The sequence below is a fragment of the Bartonella sp. Raccoon60 genome (assembly GCF_002022585.1).
Classification (GTDB): Bacteria; Pseudomonadota; Alphaproteobacteria; order Rhizobiales; family Rhizobiaceae; genus Bartonella; species Bartonella rochalimae.
In genome coordinates this window covers 257563-276563 of sequence record NZ_CP019786.1, presented here as the reverse complement: position 1 = coordinate 276563, position 19001 = coordinate 257563, and the positions used below count along the sequence as shown (strand labels likewise).

At 32.5% G+C, this 19001-nt stretch carries 16 protein-coding genes; 11 read left to right on the top strand and 5 right to left on the bottom strand.

Annotated features, from left to right (window positions below; all coding sequences use genetic code 11):
* Positions 1 to 200 precede the first annotated feature (200 nt).
* The gene (locus Bra60_RS01105; RefSeq protein ID WP_078688344.1) at positions 201 to 1070 is read right to left on the bottom strand and encodes a methyltransferase domain-containing protein; all 870 of its coding nucleotides are present in this window, start codon (positions 1068 to 1070) and stop codon (positions 201 to 203) included.
* 236 nt (positions 1071 to 1306) lie between these two features.
* On the opposite strand from Bra60_RS01105, the gene Bra60_RS01100 reads away from it, so the two are divergent.
* Positions 1307 to 2050 (top strand): ComF family protein, encoded by a 744-nt coding sequence (locus tag Bra60_RS01100; protein ID WP_236823952.1) that lies wholly within the window; start codon positions 1307 to 1309, stop codon positions 2048 to 2050.
* A gap of 43 nt (positions 2051 to 2093) precedes the next feature.
* On the top strand, positions 2094 to 2351 hold the full coding sequence (grxC, locus tag Bra60_RS01095) for a glutaredoxin 3 (protein ID WP_078688343.1): 258 nt from the start codon (positions 2094 to 2096) through the stop codon (positions 2349 to 2351).
* Between the two features lie 20 nt (positions 2352 to 2371).
* Here grxC and ubiG read toward each other — a convergent pair whose 3' ends face one another.
* Entirely contained in the window at positions 2372 to 3115 is a 744-nt protein-coding gene (gene ubiG, locus Bra60_RS01090) for a bifunctional 2-polyprenyl-6-hydroxyphenol methylase/3-demethylubiquinol 3-O-methyltransferase UbiG (protein ID WP_078688342.1), read from the bottom strand.
* A 184-nt stretch (positions 3116 to 3299) separates the two neighbouring features.
* On the opposite strand from ubiG, the gene Bra60_RS01085 reads away from it, so the two are divergent.
* Positions 3300 to 4553, top strand: coding sequence for an aspartate kinase (locus tag Bra60_RS01085; RefSeq protein ID WP_078688341.1), 1254 nt, complete (start codon positions 3300 to 3302; stop codon positions 4551 to 4553).
* Positions 4554 to 5279: 726 nt separating this feature from the next.
* Here Bra60_RS01085 and nhaA read toward each other — a convergent pair.
* Together nhaA and Bra60_RS01075 are read right to left on the bottom strand one after the other, a co-directional pair.
* Entirely contained in the window at positions 5280 to 6629 is a 1350-nt protein-coding gene (gene nhaA / locus Bra60_RS01080) for a Na+/H+ antiporter NhaA (protein WP_078688340.1), read from the bottom strand.
* A 150-nt stretch (positions 6630 to 6779) separates the two neighbouring features.
* Positions 6780 to 8486: a hypothetical protein gene (locus tag Bra60_RS01075; protein ID WP_078688339.1), complete on the bottom strand. Its 1707-nt coding sequence runs from the start codon at positions 8484 to 8486 to the stop codon at positions 6780 to 6782.
* Positions 8487 to 8846: 360 nt separating this feature from the next.
* On the opposite strand from Bra60_RS01075, the gene Bra60_RS01070 reads away from it, so the two are divergent.
* From Bra60_RS01070 to Bra60_RS01035, 8 genes are all read left to right on the top strand, one after another.
* The gene (locus Bra60_RS01070; protein WP_078673597.1) at positions 8847 to 10619 is read left to right on the top strand and encodes an SLC13 family permease; all 1773 of its coding nucleotides are present in this window, start codon (positions 8847 to 8849) and stop codon (positions 10617 to 10619) included.
* Positions 10620 to 11153: 534 nt separating this feature from the next.
* Positions 11154 to 11825 (top strand): DUF2659 family protein, encoded by a 672-nt coding sequence (locus Bra60_RS01065; RefSeq protein ID WP_078688338.1) that lies wholly within the window; start codon positions 11154 to 11156, stop codon positions 11823 to 11825.
* Positions 11826 to 11829: 4 nt separating this feature from the next.
* On the top strand, positions 11830 to 13263 hold the full coding sequence (der, locus tag Bra60_RS01060; protein ID WP_078688337.1) for a ribosome biogenesis GTPase Der: 1434 nt from the start codon (positions 11830 to 11832) through the stop codon (positions 13261 to 13263).
* Between the two features lie 278 nt (positions 13264 to 13541).
* Entirely contained in the window at positions 13542 to 13967 is a 426-nt protein-coding gene (locus tag Bra60_RS01055) for an AtpZ/AtpI family protein (protein WP_078673594.1), read from the top strand.
* Positions 13968 to 13969: 2 nt separating this feature from the next.
* Complete coding sequence (locus Bra60_RS01050; protein WP_078697999.1) at positions 13970 to 14728, top strand: F0F1 ATP synthase subunit A; 759 nt, start codon at positions 13970 to 13972, stop codon at positions 14726 to 14728.
* A gap of 54 nt (positions 14729 to 14782) precedes the next feature.
* Positions 14783 to 15013: a F0F1 ATP synthase subunit C gene (locus tag Bra60_RS01045; protein WP_006589457.1), complete on the top strand. Its 231-nt coding sequence runs from the start codon at positions 14783 to 14785 to the stop codon at positions 15011 to 15013.
* Between the two features lie 227 nt (positions 15014 to 15240).
* Positions 15241 to 15786, top strand: a complete 546-nt coding sequence (locus tag Bra60_RS01040) for a F0F1 ATP synthase subunit B (protein WP_236823968.1) — start codon at positions 15241 to 15243, stop codon at positions 15784 to 15786.
* 11 nt (positions 15787 to 15797) lie between these two features.
* The gene (locus Bra60_RS01035; RefSeq protein ID WP_035006261.1) at positions 15798 to 16292 is read left to right on the top strand and encodes a F0F1 ATP synthase subunit B; all 495 of its coding nucleotides are present in this window, start codon (positions 15798 to 15800) and stop codon (positions 16290 to 16292) included.
* A 1174-nt stretch (positions 16293 to 17466) separates the two neighbouring features.
* On the opposite strand, the gene Bra60_RS01030 is transcribed toward Bra60_RS01035, so the two are convergent.
* Positions 17467 to 18822 (bottom strand): cation:dicarboxylate symporter family transporter, encoded by a 1356-nt coding sequence (locus Bra60_RS01030; protein WP_078697998.1) that lies wholly within the window; start codon positions 18820 to 18822, stop codon positions 17467 to 17469.
* Between the last annotated feature and the right edge of the window lie 179 nt (positions 18823 to 19001).

Genomic DNA, 19001 nt, shown 5'->3' with positions numbered 1-19001 from the left:
TCTTTTATTTTTAGTGCTTTTTGCACTAAATATCTTAAATGAAAAGCTATAATATAATTGCTCAAACAATTTTATTCTCTCATCAATTTCTTTAATGATATGCGAATAAATAGTTTTTCTTGTCTTAAAATAAGCAAATATTCTTTTTTCAACTTTAATTTAACATAATACATGATGGACTATTTTTATACATTAGCATGTTATTTGTTAAAAAAATCTACAAGAGATATTTGAGCTGATCCTGGAGGTATAGGCTTTTGTTGTTTTTGGTCAGGAGCCCAACCAGAAAGCCAAAGAAAAGAGAAACTCGCACGAATACGACCATCGGAGTCACTGAATTTTTTTGCATAAATTTCGTTAGCGAGAAAGAAAAATCGCTTAGATACAAAACGTCGAGAACGACTAATAAGTGCATTTTGCATTCCCATAGCTCTAAGATCAGACATAAGATCAAACATCGTATTGTAGCGTATAATGACATCTTCAACATCTACTACGGGCATAGCAAAACCTGCACGCTGTAAGAGAGATCCTGCATCACGAATATCTGCAAAAGGATAAATTCTTGGACTAACACCACCGTAAATTTCATTTTCAGCTTGTAGCAAACTTTCACGCAACTCCTTTAACGTACCAGCTCCAGCCATAACAGCGAGAAATAGACCATCTGGCTTAAGGATATTTTTTATTTGGCTGAGAACTCCTGGAGTATCATTGGTTAACTGCAGAGAAAGAAGTGAAACAATAAGATCACAATAATGTTGAGGAAAATCAAGAAATTCTCGATGACGCAAATGAAATGGATTGTCGTAATTTTGGTAAAGCATATTGGTTTCAACACGTTCTATAGAACCAATTTTACCCAATTTTTTTAAAATTGTTACCGCAAGACCTGTATGACCATGTAAATCTAAAGCTAATGAAAAATTACGATTCACAGCATCTAGACGTTTGTAGAAATCATCAACCACATAAGAAAGTAAAAAATCATGTCCTTTTTTTGCTCTTTTGAAAGCACGTTGACGAAATTGTTCCATACAATTGTAATCAAAAATCAAAGGATGAGACATATTTTATAGCACGATTAATTTATGGCATGATAAGATTTAAAATAGGATTATTTCATACATACTATATCAATTGCATAATACAAAAAGAAAAGAAAAAAGATTTTATAAAAGGGAAGAATAGTTAAAAATTAAATTTTATTCTTCTAAAATATGAAATAAACTCTGCACATTATTATAGTAATTTGATAGCTTATTTACAGTGTTTTAAAGACATTTTTTTGATTAATGGTGATATATTGAATAAATTAATCAAGCGCCTAATAAAAATTTTGTATCCACCAACTTGTCATGGATGTGCAAAAATTGTTTCCGCTTATGGAACTATTTGTTCTGATTGCTGGAAAGATCTTCAGTTCATCACAAAACCTTATTGTCCTGTTATGGGAACTCCTTTTGCATATGATATGGGAGAAGGATTTCTTAGCGGTGAAGCTATTCAGAATCCTCCTCCCTTTTCGTCTTTACGCTCAGCTGTTGTTCATAAAGGTTTAGCACGAGTTTTAACAACACGATTGAAATATGGTGACCATTTGGAATTAGCACCTTTTATGGCAAACTGGATGATATTTGCTGGACATGAAATTATAAATGATTGTGATTTTATTATTCCTATCCCTTTACATTTTCGTCGTTTTTTCGTGAGACGTTATAACCAATCTGCTGAGCTTGCTCGTTACATTGCAGAAAAAAAGAAAAAACCTTTTAAACCTGGCTGGCTTGTGCGTTATCGTTACACACGCCCACAAGTTGGTTTATCCGCCAAAGAACGCAAAATGAATGTGCAGAATGCTTTTAAAGTACCTAATGAAGTTAAAAAGTATTTGGAGGGACGCTCTATTTTGCTTATTGATGATGTTTTGACAACAGGTGTGACAGTTACTACAGCAACTAAAACATTAAAACATGCAGGTGCACGACAGGTTAATGTATTAACATTTTCGCGTGTCTTAAAAAATAATTTTTCTTTGCCTTATTTTTGAAAATCTATTTAAAGTATATCTATATAGAAATTTGGAGAGTATCATGAGAGAAATTACACTTTATACACGTCCTAACTGCCCTTATTGCATAAAAGCACGGGCTTTGCTTGATCAAAAAGGAGTAAAATACACTGATATTGATGCATCAACTTCTCTTCGTCAACAAATGGTGCAACGAGCCAATGGCCGTGATACATTTCCGCAAATTTTTATAGGAGACTATCATGTTGGGGGGTGTGATGACCTTTATGCTTTAGATACTGAAGGCAAGCTTGATTCTCTTCTGAAAGATGCTCAATAATTATTTCTGTGATGTGTTTATTAAAACCGTTTTGCAAGAAGTATATAATTAACATCCGTATCACATGAGCGATTCCAGCTATCAGTTAATGGATTATAAATAATCCCGGTTTTATCAATAATAGATAAGGAATTTTTGCACAATATTTTTTTAAGCTCATGAGGTTTTAAAAATTTTTTATAGTCATGTGTCCCCTTTGGAAGCCATTTTAAAATATATTCAGCAGCTACAATAGCAAGCCCCCATGCTTTCCATGTGCGATTTAGTGTTGCAATAAACATGAGTCCTTGTGGTTTAAGCATTTTAGCCGTAGCCTCTATAAAAAAATCAACATTCACAACATGTTCAACAACCTCCATATTAAGAATTACGTCAAATTGTTCACCTTCATTTGCAAGAGCTTCTGCAGTAGTAGTGCGATAATTAATGGAAAGACCACTTTGAATGGCGTGGATTTTTGCGACTTCAATATTTGTTTGCGCAGCATCAGCTCCTATAACAGTAGCTCCAAGACGTGCCATTGGCTCGCATAACAAACCACCTCCACAACCGATATCAAGAATTTTCAAACCTTCAAAAGGCGTAAGCGAAACAGGATTACGATTAAATGCCAAACAGATTTTTTCTTTTATATAAGCAAGGCGTGTTGGATTGAAATTGTGAAGTGATCGAAATTTTCCCTGTGGATCCCACCACTCAGCAGCAATACGCGAAAAATGATCAATTTCATTCTGATCAATTGTTGTAGGCGTTTCGTTTATCATATAGCTCTCCTTTTACTTGATTTATCAAGTCATGTGAATTTTTTCTAAAGTCAAGCATAAATTTACATAAACATATCAGACTTGTGAAAATGATAGATATTGGTTATGTCAAAATGGAAACTTAATATAGCATAAAGCTTTACTCCCATTGGTACCTAAAATAAAAATCGTAAGAGTGTCATAAATAATGCGTATTGTCATGAAATTTGGTGGAACATCTGTTGCAAACATTGAATGTATTCATAATGTTGCACAACATGTTAAAAGGGAAGTAGATGCAGGTAATGAGGTTGCAGTGGTGGTATCAGCAATGGCTGGTACAACCAATAAACTTGTGCAATGGACGCGTGATGCTGCACCATTGAATGATGCTTATGAATATGATGTCGTTGTTTCTTCTGGTGAACAGATAACAGCTGGTTTATTGGCTATTACACTTCAGTCAATGGGAATAAACGCGCGTTCATGGCTTGGTTGGCAAATTCCTATTCATACTGATAATACTCATGGTAGCGCACGAATTACAAATATTGATGGATCTTCTTTGATACAGCATTTTCAGGAAGGTAAAGTAGCAGTAATAGCCGGTTTTCAGGGTTTAGCTCCAGATAATCGGATTTCTACATTAGGGCGTGGCGGATCAGATACAAGTGCCGTTGCGATGGCAGCCGCATTAAAAGCTGATCGTTGTGATATTTATACGGACGTAGATGGTGTCTATACAACCGATCCCCGTATTGAACCTAAAGCACGTCGTTTACCCAAAATAGCCTTTGAAGAAATGCTTGAAATGACTTCTCTTGGAGCAAAAGTTTTGCAGGTCCGTTCTGTTGAACTAGCTATAGTTCATAAAGTTTGGATTTTTGTGCGCTCAAGTTTTGAGGATCCTCATGCTCTTAGCATGGACAATCCAATTACCCCCCTTGGAACACTTATTTGTAGTGAGGATGAAATTGTGGAACAACAAACTGTTACTGGTATTGCCTTTGCCAAAGATGAGGCACAAATTTCGTTACGCCGACTTGCAGATCGTCCAGGTATCTCTGCAGCAATTTTCTGTCCTTTAGCTGAAGAGCATATTAATGTTGATATGATTGTACAAAATATTTCTGAAGATGGTTCAAAAACTGATATGACTTTTACAGTACCATCCGCAGATGTAGAAAGAGCGGTTAGACTTCTTGAAAAAAATCGTAAAAAAATTGGATTTGATGTTATCCAATCTGAAAGTAATCTTGCAAAAATTTCTATTATTGGGATTGGAATGCGTAGCCACGCAGGTGTTGCTGCTACAGCATTTAAGGCTTTAGCGGAAAAAGGTATTAATATTCAAGCAATCACTACTTCAGAGATTAAGATCTCTATTCTGATTGATAGCGCTTGCACTGAACTTGCGGTTAGAACATTACATGGTGTTTATAACCTTGATAAAGAATAGGCATTTTTTCTCTTTAAAATCTCCAGAATTAGGTATGTATTCTCTGCTTAATATACGTATTATTCTCTTCTTAATACCCCATAGATATCCTGTAAAATATCTTCATATATACAAAATATCAAAAATGGTTGTGCTAAACTTAAATTTGAAAACTTTACTCTCTATTCTTAAATAATATGCACTATCTAAATTGAAATACAATTTTAATCATAACATCAGCTTTGTTTTTACTAGCTTTCTTAAATATAAGGTAACGCATTAGTCCTTTTATATTTGCATAGCTAAACTTAATATTATTACACCTCAAATAAAAATTTTCTTTCAATAAGAAATAAAAAAATTATAAGAAAAATAATAATAATACAATAGCTTTTAACTCTGAAAAAAAACAGAAAACTACTATATCTTTACCCTTCTACATTATAAAATATATACTTCTGAAGCTGAATCTTAAAATATAATTTCAGCGTATTGTTCGCAAAATAAAGAAAAACGCAGCTATTGAATTTTATTCTTATTATGTCTTACATACTTGGGATTTTTTAAGTTTATACAGCTTGTAAGTTTAATTGTTACCCTATGCAGTGGAATTGTGCTCTCACTTATGAGAGTTAACTATTATATTTTTTAGGATTATGAGAAAATTATATATCAGTTAAATACAGCCCCCCCCCTCTTAAAGGATCTGGTTAAAATTGTATCATTATTTTCTTTAATTAAAATCTATCATATATTTTTTTTATGTTTTTTGATATAAAAGAAGCCATATCCAAGACCGAGAAAAGCAGATAAACCAGACCCACAAAGTACACCAATTTTTGCAGAATCAAGCTGCACAATATCTTTAAAAGCAAGCATTGAAACAAAGATAGACATCGTAAAACCAATACCCGCTAAAAATCCAATCAATAAAATTCCTTCCCACGTCATGTGAGGCGGAAGACGGCAAAGGCCTGATTTTACAGCAAGATAACTAGCAGTTATAATACCCAGCGGTTTACCAACAAGTAAGCCAATAATAATACCGAAAACAATAAAGAATGATTTATCAGAAGAAAGATCAAAATTTGCAAAGCTAACGCCAGCATTTGCAAAAGCAAAAATTGGCATTATACCGTATGCTACCCATGGATGTAGGGCTTTTTGAACACGAATGACGGGCGCAATCATATCACGTTGTCCTTTGCGTACTTTTTTTAATGTCATTGAGACGTAGTGTAGATCTTTAACATCATTTTTTTCTTGAAGAGATTTTACCGCATTACTGAGCATTGTGAGCGGAGCTACGAAATGACGAGTAGGAAAAACCGGAGTCATCATACCTAAAATTACACCAGAAAGTGATGGATGAACCCCTGTTACCATTAAACCGCACCAAATAATTGCACCTGGTACAATATAAAGCCATGCTGATGCAAATCCGATCCACTGAAAAAATAAAACTAATACAATACCTGCTGATGCAATGGCTAGACCACTAGGATCAAGGTTGGTTGAATAAAAAAATGCAATGATTAAGACAGCAATTATATCATCAATAATAGCTAATGATAAAAGAATAATATGAAGATTGGGAGGTATAGCTTTTCCAAGAAGAGCAAGAATCCCTAAAGCAAAAGCAATATCAGTAGCTGTTGGGACAGCCCAACCATAAGTGTGTCCACCATTTAAATTGAAGCTAAGATAAATAACCGCAGGAAAACAAACACCTCCTATTGCTGCAACAATTGGCAAAACTGCTTGTTTGAAATTTGCAAGAGCTCCTTCGTGAATTTCTCGCCGAATTTCCATTCCTGCTACAAGAAAAAATACAGTCATAAGCACATCATTGACCCAGAAATGTAGATCCCATGAAAGATTAAAATGACCAAAATTAAAACCAAGGGATGTATGCCAAAATGCTTCATAAAGAGCAATATATTTAGAATTGGCAAAAATAAGAGCTGCAGTCGCCGCAACTAACAGAACAATCCCGCTAAGAGCTTCTATATGGAGAAAACCTTCAACAGCAAAAAGCGCTCTCTTAGTTACAATAGAAGCACGATTAGGTAAGCGATTGGATGATAAATTAGGCATAAAACAACTCCAAATATCAACAATTTTGCTAATATATATTTTTGTTTATAGATTGCTTTCGTAATATTTTTGATAATATCATATAAAGATGAAAAGAGAAACGATAGCTTTTTAATTTACACCTCAATGATTTGAAATTAATTACATGTTTTAAAAAGATGCTTTATTTTTTACAGTTAAATTCATTTTATTTAAAATATTTGATAAATCATTTTGTAAAATATTTTTAAGATCAACAGCTGTAAAACCTTTATTATCCTTCGCCCTCATTTTAATTGTTAATGTTTGTGGATTTTTAGCAAAGTCCCCAAAAGATTTTGAAATATTTTCATATTCATCATGATCTTTTAATAACATTTTCAAACTTTCGGTTACTATTAAATAAAAATAATCATAAAGCTCTTCTTTAAGATTATGCTCATTATCACTATCGTTGAGATTCTGTGCAAGATAAGAGAAAAATTTATCAATGAATCCAGCATCTTTATAATGCAAATCAATTTCAGGTATACTAAGATCTTGGGTAGAAAAAATCATTGCGTCTTTTTGACCTGAGAAAAATGCTTTATCAATATTTATTATTTTTGCTGATATATTTCCAGACCCTATATCTTTTATATTAAAAGACATTGCATCTAGGAAAAGTGTACGCTTTTCTTCGTTATATGAAGCATCAATTTTTCCTGATAGATTTAAAGATTCAAAATTTATTTTTTTAAGAAAATCTAAATCATTTTTTTCCATTCTTTTAGATACCATTGAAAGACCATTCAGAGACACTAAAAGTTTTTGAGGTATAGATTGCTGCCATTGACTTGGTCTTAATTCAAATGACTCAAGTTGTGTTTTAAGCTGTGGCATATCAATTGCTGCTTTATTAATGATCAAATTAATAGAAGTTATCGCTGAAAGACTATTTAAGAGAGCAGAATTCCGCACTGCTTTTACACCTTCCTGATTATTTTCCTTTCTTGCATTAAGATAGGTTTTAATAAGTTGCTCAGGTGAGTGAGCCATTGGTTTCATTTTCAGACAAGATGTTTTAAACTTGCCAAGAGAAAAAGAGATATTTTTGTCTTTTTCCTGAAAGAGATCGACTATCATATTATCCAAGACAATAGATCCAATAACAGTCTTGCTTTTCTTCGTTTTACTTGTACCAAAAATGATAGAGTGCGTATAACCAACATTGATATTATAGGCTTTCATTGCATCACTTTTAATGATTAAACCTATTTGCCGAGTATCATTTTCAGCTGTTGATGCAAGATTTATGTTCGTTATTATATTGTCGATACCAATAGAACGAATTTGTCCATTTTTAAAATCAGAAATTTGAAAGTTCTTTATGCTTATTTCTTCAGTTGATTTATTACCATTGTTTATGAAAAAAAACAGATCTGGTGCAAAAATTGATGCAACATTAAGACGCATAAGCGGTTGCAAGATACGAGATTTAATTGTGATGTCTTTTTCCTTTAAAGACACATTACTAATAAACATTTTTGGTATTTTTAAATGAATATTATCATATTTTAAATCAATATTATAAAGTGTGAAACTCCCTGGAATGAAGGTAATCGGTGGACGAGCTGAAATAGCACCAATTTTAAGTGATATGCCTGTAGGAGTTGGTAAAATAATATTGGTTAAGTTAACTTTTCCTATAATACTAACCTCCGATGTTTCGGCATAGATAGAATGACGAACCATTTGTTTTTTTATAAAGCTATCTAGATAGGGTTTTGTTATATAAAATCCCCCAACAAATATGAGAACTAAAATAAAGATAAATCCAATGATATACATCGACCAGTTCTTGTGGTCATTTTGATATTGACTATTAAAATTGGCCATTCTTTTTTCTTCCAGTTTTATCATTCATAACTAAATACAGATAACTTACCTTACAATTCAGAGAAGCTATAGCATCCATTAAACAACAGTCGATTTTTATCACTTTATCCATGTAGAGTTATTATTTCATTTCTTTCAATAAACTTTTATTAACTATCACTAAATTTTCTTTAGTTTAATTTTTGCAAAAACTATGACAATTAACAAGAAAATATATGCAAATATTATCTTTTGATCATTTTTAATCATCCATTTAATTAATTACAATCATGTTTGGTTTGATCTTGTTTCTAATGATAGGAACAGTTAAAAACGATATGTGTATTTGTAATAATGCTAAAACAGGAAAAGATAAATGTCATGACAGAAGATCAAATAATGGCTTTTTCTCTCATTTGTCTCATGATGATTGTTTTCATTTGGGATCGATTTCGTTATGATCTTGTTGCTGTTTGTACATTATTGATTGCTTGCACGGTAGGTCTTATCAGTCCAAAAGAAGCGTTTAGTGGTTTTAGTAATGATATTGTCATTATTGTCGGTAGTGTATTTGTAGTTAGTGCAGCTGTATCACGCTCTGGTGTGATGGAATTAATTATTCAACATATATGGCCTGATGTGAAATCGATACGGCTTCAGCTTGCTTTTTTAGTTCTCTCTGTCATGCTTTTATCAACATTTGTTAAAAATATTGGTGCTTTGGCTATCATGCTACCAATAGCTTTTCAGTTTGCTCGTCGTTCTCAGGTTACACCATCAGTATTTTTAATGCCGATGGCATTTGGCTCTTTATTGGGTGGTCTTATGACGCAAATAGGCACATCTCCTAATATCGTTATTTCAGCTATGCAAGAACGTTTGACAGGAGTTCCTTTTACTATGTTTGATTTCATGCCAGTTGGCATAGTAGTTGCTATTTCTGGAGTATTGTATTTGGTATTTTTTTCCTGGCGGCTGCCTATCCGTACACATCCAAATGTATCATTTGATGATGCTATTGATATTCGTAACTATGTTTCAGAAGTACATATTCCAGCTTATTCTCCAATTATTGGCAAAACCATTATTGATCTTGTTAAACCATCAAATGGTGAAGTTATGGTTCTACAAATTATTAGAAATAAATGCTTTATTTCTCCCTTACCGGATTTTGTTTTTTCTGAAGGAGACATTGTGTTATTGGAGGGATCACATAAAGGTTTAGATATTGTCATTAATTCTTCCCGTTTGGAGTTTTTTAATGGCTGTACTGTACCTACAAATGATAAAGACAGTGAAATTGATATTATTGAAGCAGTTATCTCACATGACTCACCTCTTATCGGCATTAGTGCTAAAAATTTTTCACTTTTTGAGCGTTATGATGTGAACATTCTTGCATTAAGCCGTCAACATGAAAGGATTCGAGGAAGGCTTAATGACATTGTTTTCCGTCTTGGAGATGTAATTGTTTTACAAGGGCAAGATATAGTTATTCCAAATTTGTTACGGGAATTAAAATGCCTACCATTAGCAAAGCGTAATATTATGTTTGGTAATTTACGACATAGTCTTGCAGCTTTGTCTATTTTATTTATAGCAATTGCTTTAACCGCTTTTCAGATTATTCCAGTTGCATTATCTTTCTTTGCAGCAGCCGTCGCAATGGTTGTTTTTCGTGTCCTTCCGATACGAAATTTATATCAAACTCTAGATGGTCAAATATTGATATTATTGGCTGCTCTCATTCCAGTAAGTGAAACATTAGAAAAAACAGGATGTACAAATTTAATCGGTCATTGGCTAAGTCAATTAGCTGTATTTTTACCACCATCTGGAGCATTGGCGCTTATTTTAATTACAGCAATGTTGGTGACACCATTTTTGAATAATGCAGCTACAGTAATGGTAATAGCGCCAATTGCATCAAGCTTTGCGCATTCTCTCCATTATAAACCTGAAGCTTTCCTAATGGCTGTCGCAATAGGTGCTGGATGTGATTTTCTCACACCTATTGGACATCAATGTAATATGTTGGTAATGGGGCCAGGGGGTTATCGTTTTAGTGATTATCCACGTTTTGGTATCCCATTAGCTATATTAATAGCAGTCGTCTCTGTTCCCATGTTAATGTGGGTGTGGCCACTACAATAAAATACTTTTTAGATAATAGATGTACGCCGTAGAAAAAACCGCTTAGATAAAAAAAGCGAGATGGGATAATATTATTGAAATTGTATAAACTTATATAAACTGAATATGATTATTTTCATCTAAATGCTATATTTAAGTATTTATTCTCTATAAAATTATTCGTATAAAATTTTTACAAACAATAAAAACTATCGATAATAAGATTAACTTACGCCGTACCTGTGTATTCAGTCATTATCATGACAGATTTATTGCAAAAAATAATAAAGAATTAAATAATCTGCAATGTATTTGAATGAGTCATTGAAAATAGCTTTTCATGCTTTTATAGAGGTCAAGCACATCAACACCGTAATATCAATCGACAAATTTTACAGAAATTTTAAGTAGTACATAATTAAAAAATTCAATTGATAAAAACAGACACTCATTCTAATTTTGTCAGTCCAAATTATAGAATTCTTTGTTGATTAAGATTACTAATTTTATACATTTTATGTAAAAACGCAGAATATTTTTTTCAAGGCAAACTATATGACACATGATAATTTTATTTATGAAGTTAATGAAGAACTCCGTCAAGAAAAATTCTATAATTTTTGGAAACGTTATGGTTTTTTGGTTATTGGTGCAGTTATTATTTTTGTTTTGACGATCATTGTCTATCAAATTTATCAGCAGCAGCAGATAAATAAAGCCAATAATGTTGGTGATATATTTATAACAAGCCTTGATTTAGCTGATGCACATCATTTCGATGAAGCAATTAAAAAATTAGAAAGTGTTAAACAATCTAATTTTGGTGGATATCCTTTTCTTGCAGGTTTACTTGAAGCCTCTTTGTGGAAGCAACGAGGTGATAATGCTAAATCAGTAAAAATGTTTGATATGATCGCAGCAGATGAAAAAGCACCACAGATTTTACGGGAAGTTGCAAAAATTCGAGCAGCTTATATTTTAATTGATATAGGAACATTTGACGATGTAATGCAACGTGTTAAAGAAATGGCCAATGATATTGATCCTATGCGCATGTCTGCAAGAGAAGCCTTAGGCTTAGCTGCTTATAAAGCGAATAAAATGGAAAAGGCAGTTTATTATTTCAAAAAAATTGTTGAAGAGAACGCTCTAGGATTTAAAATAACAGATCGAGCGAAAATTATGCTTGAGCTTATTCAAGCAAGTGGAAAGGTAAATAAGGAATAAATTGATGAGCCTTACCATTGCTATAGTTGGTCGACCTAATGTTGGGAAATCAACACTATTTAATCGTTTGGTTGGACAAAAGTTGGCTCTCGTTGATGATCAACCAGGCGTAACCCGTGATCGACGTATCCACTCAGCTAAGCTTCAGGATCTACATTTTGATGTTATTGATACAGCAGGGTTAGAAGAAGCAGATAATCATACACTTGAAGGACGTATGCGTGCTCAGACAAAAATTGCCATTGATGAAGCAGATCTTATTTTATTTGTTCTTGATGCTAAAAGCGGAATAACACCAAGTGATCTGGACTTTTCTTCACTCATTCGTAAATCAGGAAAACCAATCGTACTTGTTTCCAACAAATCTGAGTCAAAAACAGCAATAGCAGGAGAATATGAAGCATGGTCATTAGGATTGGGTGAACCTTGCCCAATATCAGCTGAACATGGTCATGGTCTTTCTGACCTTCGTGATGCTATTGTAGCGGCTATTGGTGCAGATAAAGTTTTTAATCTGAGGCAAGAAAAAGAAAAAACTTATACTACTGCACAGATTTCATCTATTAGTGATAATATTGATAACACAGTAGAAGAAGATCCTGTTTACGATGAAAAAAAAACCATACGGATAGCAGTTGTTGGTCGTCCAAATACAGGGAAATCAACACTTATTAATAGCATGTTGAAACAAGATCGCTTACTGACAGGGCCTGAAGCTGGTATTACTCGCGATTCTATTTCTGTAGATTGGGAATGGAATAATCGTCGCATTAAACTTTTTGATACTGCAGGTTTGCGTCGAAAATCAAAAGTTCAAGAAAAATTAGAAAGACTTTCTGTTGTGGATTCCTTACGTGCAATCCGTTTCGCGGAAGTTGTTGTAATTGTTTTTGATGCAACGACATCTTTTGAAAAACAAGATTTACAAATTTCTGATCTTGTGATTCGTGAAGGACGTGTTCCTATCATTGCTTTTAACAAATGGGATCTTATTGAAAATCGTCATGAAGCATTAAATACTTTATATGAAAAATGTACTCGCCTTCTTCCTCAAGTGCGTGGCTTAAGAGCCGTTCCTTTATCAGGTCTATATGGTCAAGGAATTAATAAATTGATGGAAAATATTACGATGATGCACCGTGTATGGAACCGTCGTATTTCTACAGGAAAACTGAACCGCTGGCTTGAAACGATGATTATTAATTATCCACCACCCGCCGTTTCTGGACGTCGACTTAAGGTTAAATACATAACACAAGTTAAGACACGGCCTCCTGGATTTGTTATTTCTTGTTCAAAATCAGAAGAAATGCCTCAATCATATTTGCGTTATCTTTCTAATGGACTGCGAGACAAATTTGATATGCAAGGTGTACCAATTCGTCTATCTTTGCGAACATCCGGTAATCCTTTTGCAAAACAAGCAAAAAAGAAGTGATTCTCTTTTACATATTGTTTAATTTTATAAAATTAAAAATCGATATTCGATCACTTATTATCAAAAATAAGTGTTTGTGAATCTGTTGAAATTTAAGATATGATATTTATTTTATTTGATTTTCTACCTAATAAAATAAATTTTAGATGTTTTTATTTATATACAAAAATCTTTGTGGTAGAGCTCTTTTGAGGACTTGACGAATAAATCTGACAGCAATATGCTAAATAAAGTCTAATACAGTGTATTTTAACCTTTTTTTGATTAAGGAGCCAATTATGGCGAAGGGCGATGAACCCGATATGCCACAAAAGGATGTTGAGAGACGCAAACACAAACGAGTCTCTTCTCTTTATTCAGAAGATTTAGAATGTCGCAGCCGGAATTTAGAGTTAGCTTTAATCAGTAAAAAAATATTAACGAAAGAGCAGTCTAAAGTCGGAGGACAAGAGCAACAAAAAAAAATGGCATATGCTGTTAAGTTGTCAAGTGAATTTCTGGCAAATATTATCGTAGGAGCTGTTTTAGGATTTGGGTTTGATAAATTAGTAGGTTCGTTACCATGGGGATTAGTATTTTTTCTTTTTCTTGGATTCGTTGCTGGTATACTAAGTGTTCTTCGGTCTGTAAAATATATTGCTCCCAGTCGATTAGAACAACGTAGGACTTTGCAACAAAGTAAAGAAGATAATAAAGAGGTTTAAAAGTGACATCGCACGCTCCGGATCCTATACATCAATTTGAGGTTTCACGATTGATTAATATTTCCATTGGAAACATGGATTTGTCATTTACAAATGTATCATTTTTTATCGTTTTGACAATTATTCTCTCTTCATTATTTCTTTTCATTTCATCATCAAGTCGACGATTAGTTCCAACACGAATGCAATCTGTTTCCGAAATGCTTTATGAATTTGTGGCATCAACTTTGCGAGAATCATCTGGTACACAGGGAATGCAATTTTTTCCTTTAGTTTTTTCGTTATTCGTTTTTGTTCTTATTGCTAATTTTATTGGTTTATTCCCTTATTTTTATACAATTACTTCTCAGATTGTAATTACTTTTTCGCTAGCAATGTTGGTAATTTTAACGGTAATTGGGTACGGTTTTTATAAACATGGGTTAAATTTCTTAAAACTCTTTGTTCCTAGTGGTGTTCCTGTGATCATACTGCCTTTAGTTACAATGATTGAGATTATCTCTTTTTTATCTCGTCCTATTAGTCTTTCATTTCGTCTGTTTGCTAATATGCTTGCAGGTCATATTACACTTAAAGTATTTTCTGGCTTCATTGTTTCAATGGTTGGGGTTGGAATCATAGGTTTGGGCGGTGCAATTTTATCACTTGCTATGACTGTAGCAATTACGGCTCTTGAATTTTTGGTTGCTTTTCTTCAAGCTTATGTTTTTACAGTTCTAACTTGTATGTATATTAATGATGCAGTCCATCCAGGACATTAATAAAACCGACGGATTTCCGTCAAATTATGCAATTTCGTTTTAAAGGAGAATGATATGGAATTAGTACTTGCAGCAAAATATATTGGAGCTGGTCTTGCTTGCTTTGGTATGGCTGGAACCGCATTAGGTCTTGGAAATATTTTTGGAAGCTACCTTTCTGGTGCTTTACGAAATCCATCAGCAGCAGATAGTCAATTTGGTCGTTTAGTATTTGGTTTTGCTGTTACAGAAGCTTTAGGTATTTTTTCATTGCTTATTGCTCTTTTACTGCTTTTCGCCGTCTAATTACCTTCAAAAAAGCATGTCTGTTTTATAAATTATTTGAGAACAGGTACAATTTTTAGTTCTTAAATAAAAAGAAAGTTACTGCTTATCAGAAACTTTGGTTTAATAGAGACAGAGTGATTATTTCGAAGGAAAATAAAATGTTAATTGCCAGCAATGATGTAGAAGATACTAAAATGCCAGATCATTTTGATGATGGGACAGAATTTGATCATGATAATACTGAAATGCTAGAGTGTCATGATGGTAAGGGAGAGCTTAATAGTATTACGGAGCATGCGAGTCGTACCTTTCCACCTTTCGATTTTGTGTATTTTGGTTCGCATTTTCTTTGGTTAGCTATTTCTTTTGGATTTTTTTATCTCTTCATTTCTCGTGTAATCGTACCACGTATCGGTAGTGTTATTGAAACACGTAGAGATCGAATTGTTTCCGATTTAGATCAGGCAATGCGGATGAAACAAGAAGCGGATACTGTAATTGAAATTTGCGAAAAGAAATTAGCAGAAGCTCGTTTAGAAGCAAAAACTATAATACAGGTAGCAAATAATGAAATTAAATTAAAAGCTGAGCTCCAGCGAGAAAAAATCGAAGCAGCTTTGGAGAAAGAATTAGAAGATGCTGAAAATAAAATAAGAAAGATTCAAAACAAAGCAATGCAAAATGTTAATTTAATCGCAGAAGAAATTGCTTTTGAAATCATTAAGAAGTTAATTGATGTTGATATTAGTAAGAAATCTATTAGTTCAGCTATTAAAGCTGTAAGTCATTAAGGATTGCGGAAATGACTGATACATTTTGGGCTTTTATTGGATTAGTTCTTTTTTTGGCTCTTTTAGTCTATTTTGAAGTTCCCAATGCAATAATACGTAAACTTGATACACGTGCCAAACACATTAAAGATGAACTTGATGAAGCTCTTCGTCTTCGTGAAGAGGCACAGAAAGTGCTTGCTGAATATCAGCGTAAACATTTGGAAATAGAAAAAGAAACACAAGAGATAATTGCTGATGCTAAAGATAAAGTTGAAGCTATGCTTTCTGAAACTCGCATAAAAACAGAGGAATATATAAAAAATCACAGTCGGTTAGTGGAACAAAAAATTGCTCAAGCTGAAGCAAATGCAATTCGGACGCTTTCTTCAACTGCTGTTGATTTAGCAATCTCTGCTATAAATAGGCTTCTTATGAAAGAATTAGATGCTGAACAAGCTAATAGCTTGATTAAAGAGCCCCTTGTTAAAGAATCTCTAAAAAAGATTGAAACATATTTTAATTGATATGTTTTTATTAGCATTTTTTAAAATATTGAAAGTAGATATTGTCCTTGTTAATTATCAAGGTTATTTTTGGCTTTTTAGATATATCATTGAGGTAAAATCTGTTCTATCATCAATAGAATCTTAAGAGAAAAATTACTTTATAAATCATTAAGTTGAGCTAATAAAAAAGCAATTGATCGTTTGATTTTTACTTATTTCAATTTTATCACAAATTTTAAAATAAGTAAGGTAATGATTAATTTAAATCTTGCTTTATGACTAGAAATTTCTAGTTTAAATAACAAAGCGCTTTAATCTGATTAATAATAAAAGCTTTATTTGCCACAAGTGTGATATAAGAGCTCAATACTAAAGACCTCTCTTTTGAAAAAGAGAAATACTCTTAATTCAGAAAACAATATTAAAATTAGAGTTTTAATCATAGCCTTATAAAAAAGCATTTTATAATGCGCATCAGCTACTATGTGAATATTAGAAATGAAATCCAAATTTACTAGATAAAACCATTTTAATAATATTCTTTTACCAATGGCAAAATCTTATAATCGTAGTCAATTTTTATCAAGTCAAGATAGAAACGACCATCTTACAATAGGCATTAAAGTGAGCAATTATAATATAGCATTATAATTTATTTATTATAATAAGAAAAAGTAGTATCTCCTTGGCTCACGGATTATAAACATTTAATACATTAAACATTAAGTTACTACATACAAAAAAGATATCTTATATCTAAAAACCCGCAATCCAAAATATGAACTTCTAGAAGAAATCAAATAATAACTAATAATTATAAACTTTATTGTACTAGAGTTCCTAAAGACTTCAGAAATATAAAAGAAGGTAACTTCAGTAAGTTTTTCTAAAGTAAAAAGCTACCACACAAAAGCAATTGCTTGATCTATTCCAAACTAGCATCTATGAAGATAACAAAATTTTAAAAGTATGTAAATTTCCAGAAACATTAAAATTGATAAAAGAGCTAAGATAATAGTCCTAAGGTTATAAAAATTCAGATTTACCACAAAACTATATTTGTGATAATGTGCAGCTTTGTGAGATATTATATTTTGTGGAAAAAAGCTACTCTATAAGAAAATAAAATTATTAATCAATGACAGAGATTATATCGAAATAAACATGAAAAGCGATCATCTCAATATGAAAATCATCCTTCAAAAATGCTTTTATCCGTTGTATGCAATATCTGACTTGTCATAGTTCCAGCTAACATTGAGCCATTTACGTTAAGAGCCGTACGGCCCATATCAATTAGAGGTTCAACAGAAATGAGTACAGCTAACAAAGTAACAGGAAGTCCCATAATTGGTAAAACAATTAATGCGGCAAAAATGGCTCCTCCTCCAACACCAGCAATACCAATAGAACTTAATGTTACAACACCAACAAGGGTAGCTATCCAGAGAGGATCGAAAGAGTTAATGCCAACAGAAGGGGCTATCATAGTCGCGAGCATTGCTGGATAAAGTCCTGCACAACCATTTTGACCAATTGTTGCACCAAAAGAAGCGGCAAAACTTGCAATTGTCTGCGGGACACCAATCCATTGAGTTTGTGCCTCGATATTCAGAGGAATACTAGCAGCACTTGAACGACTACTAAAAGCGAATGTTAAAACGGGAAAAACTTTTTTGAAAAAACGGAATGGATTAATACCTGAGATACTCAGTAATATACCATGAATTGCAAACATAAGGGTAATGCCAACATAAGAAATAACAATAAAAACCAGTAATTTTAAAATATCTGCAGCATTTGAAGTTGCTCCTACCTTAGTCATTAGAGCAAAAACACCGTAAGGTGTTAAAGAAATTATAATACGCACTAATCGCATAACCCAAGACTGCATAATTTGAATCAATAAAAGGACTTTCTCTCCTTTATCCGGTTCATCCTTTTTTAAAAGAATAGCCGCTGCTCCTAAAAAAGCTGAAAAAATAACAACACTAATAATTGATGTAGACTTTGTTTCTATTAACTCAGCGAATAAGTTTTGAGGAATAAATGATAAAATCAACTTTGGTATACTGATATTTTCAAGCTGAGAAATATGGCTTCCAAGAAGAGTAGATATATCTTCTCCTTTATGTACTAGACTACTTGCAGTGAATCCGAAGAAATTAACAATAAAGATACCAATCAATGCAGAAAAAGATGTCGTTAAAAGGAGTATTGAAATTGTTATTATGCCAATTCTGCCAACAGCATAAATAGAATGTAAATGTGCTACTGCAGAAACAATAGAAACAAAAACCAATGGTATAACAATCATTTTTAATAACGATATATATCCATCGCCAACAATGTTAAACCATTCAACAGACTCTAATAGAATAGGATTGCCTTCCTTATAAATAATCTGCAAAATACTACCAAAAATTAAACCAACTATAAGACCTAGTATAACTTGCAATGTAAGATTTTTTTTAATTTTTCTGTAATGGAAAAGACATAACAAAAAAACAATAAATAAAAATAAATTAATAAAAAAACTAAATGTCATTATTTATTCCTAGTATTATTTTTTTAAATTTAAAAATATTTTTTATCTACAAATAATTTATTTCTAATAATTATTTTATCTAAAATAACGTAACTTAATAAAAATAAATGTACGCACAATAACTCTCGTAATCCAACGCAAAACAGTGCACAATCAAATGTGCAAAAATAATCAAACAA

Bases quoted from the DNA above. Each gene is read 5' to 3' on its own strand.
- Bra60_RS01035 (WP_035006261.1), top strand. From the start codon at position 15,798: ATGACTGATACATTTTGGGCTTTTATTGGATTAGTTCTTTTTTTGGCT.
- Bra60_RS01070 (WP_078673597.1), top strand. From the start codon at position 8,847: ATGACAGAAGATCAAATAATGGCTTTTTCTCTCATTTGTCTCATGATG.
- Bra60_RS01105 (WP_078688344.1), bottom strand. From the start codon at position 1,070: ATGTCTCATCCTTTGATTTTTGATTACAATTGTATGGAACAATTTCGT.
- Bra60_RS01075 (WP_078688339.1), bottom strand. From the start codon at position 8,486: ATGGCCAATTTTAATAGTCAATATCAAAATGACCACAAGAACTGGTCG.
- grxC (WP_078688343.1), top strand. From the start codon at position 2,094: ATGAGAGAAATTACACTTTATACACGTCCTAACTGCCCTTATTGCATA.
- Bra60_RS01040 (WP_236823968.1), top strand. From the start codon at position 15,241: ATGCTAGAGTGTCATGATGGTAAGGGAGAGCTTAATAGTATTACGGAG.
- ubiG (WP_078688342.1), bottom strand. From the start codon at position 3,115: ATGATAAACGAAACGCCTACAACAATTGATCAGAATGAAATTGATCAT.
- Bra60_RS01065 (WP_078688338.1), top strand. From the start codon at position 11,154: ATGACACATGATAATTTTATTTATGAAGTTAATGAAGAACTCCGTCAA.
- Bra60_RS01055 (WP_078673594.1), top strand. From the start codon at position 13,542: ATGGCGAAGGGCGATGAACCCGATATGCCACAAAAGGATGTTGAGAGA.
- der (WP_078688337.1), top strand. From the start codon at position 11,830: ATGAGCCTTACCATTGCTATAGTTGGTCGACCTAATGTTGGGAAATCA.
- nhaA (WP_078688340.1), bottom strand. From the start codon at position 6,629: ATGCCTAATTTATCATCCAATCGCTTACCTAATCGTGCTTCTATTGTA.
- Bra60_RS01030 (WP_078697998.1), bottom strand. From the start codon at position 18,822: ATGACATTTAGTTTTTTTATTAATTTATTTTTATTTATTGTTTTTTTG.
- Bra60_RS01045 (WP_006589457.1), top strand. From the start codon at position 14,783: ATGGAATTAGTACTTGCAGCAAAATATATTGGAGCTGGTCTTGCTTGC.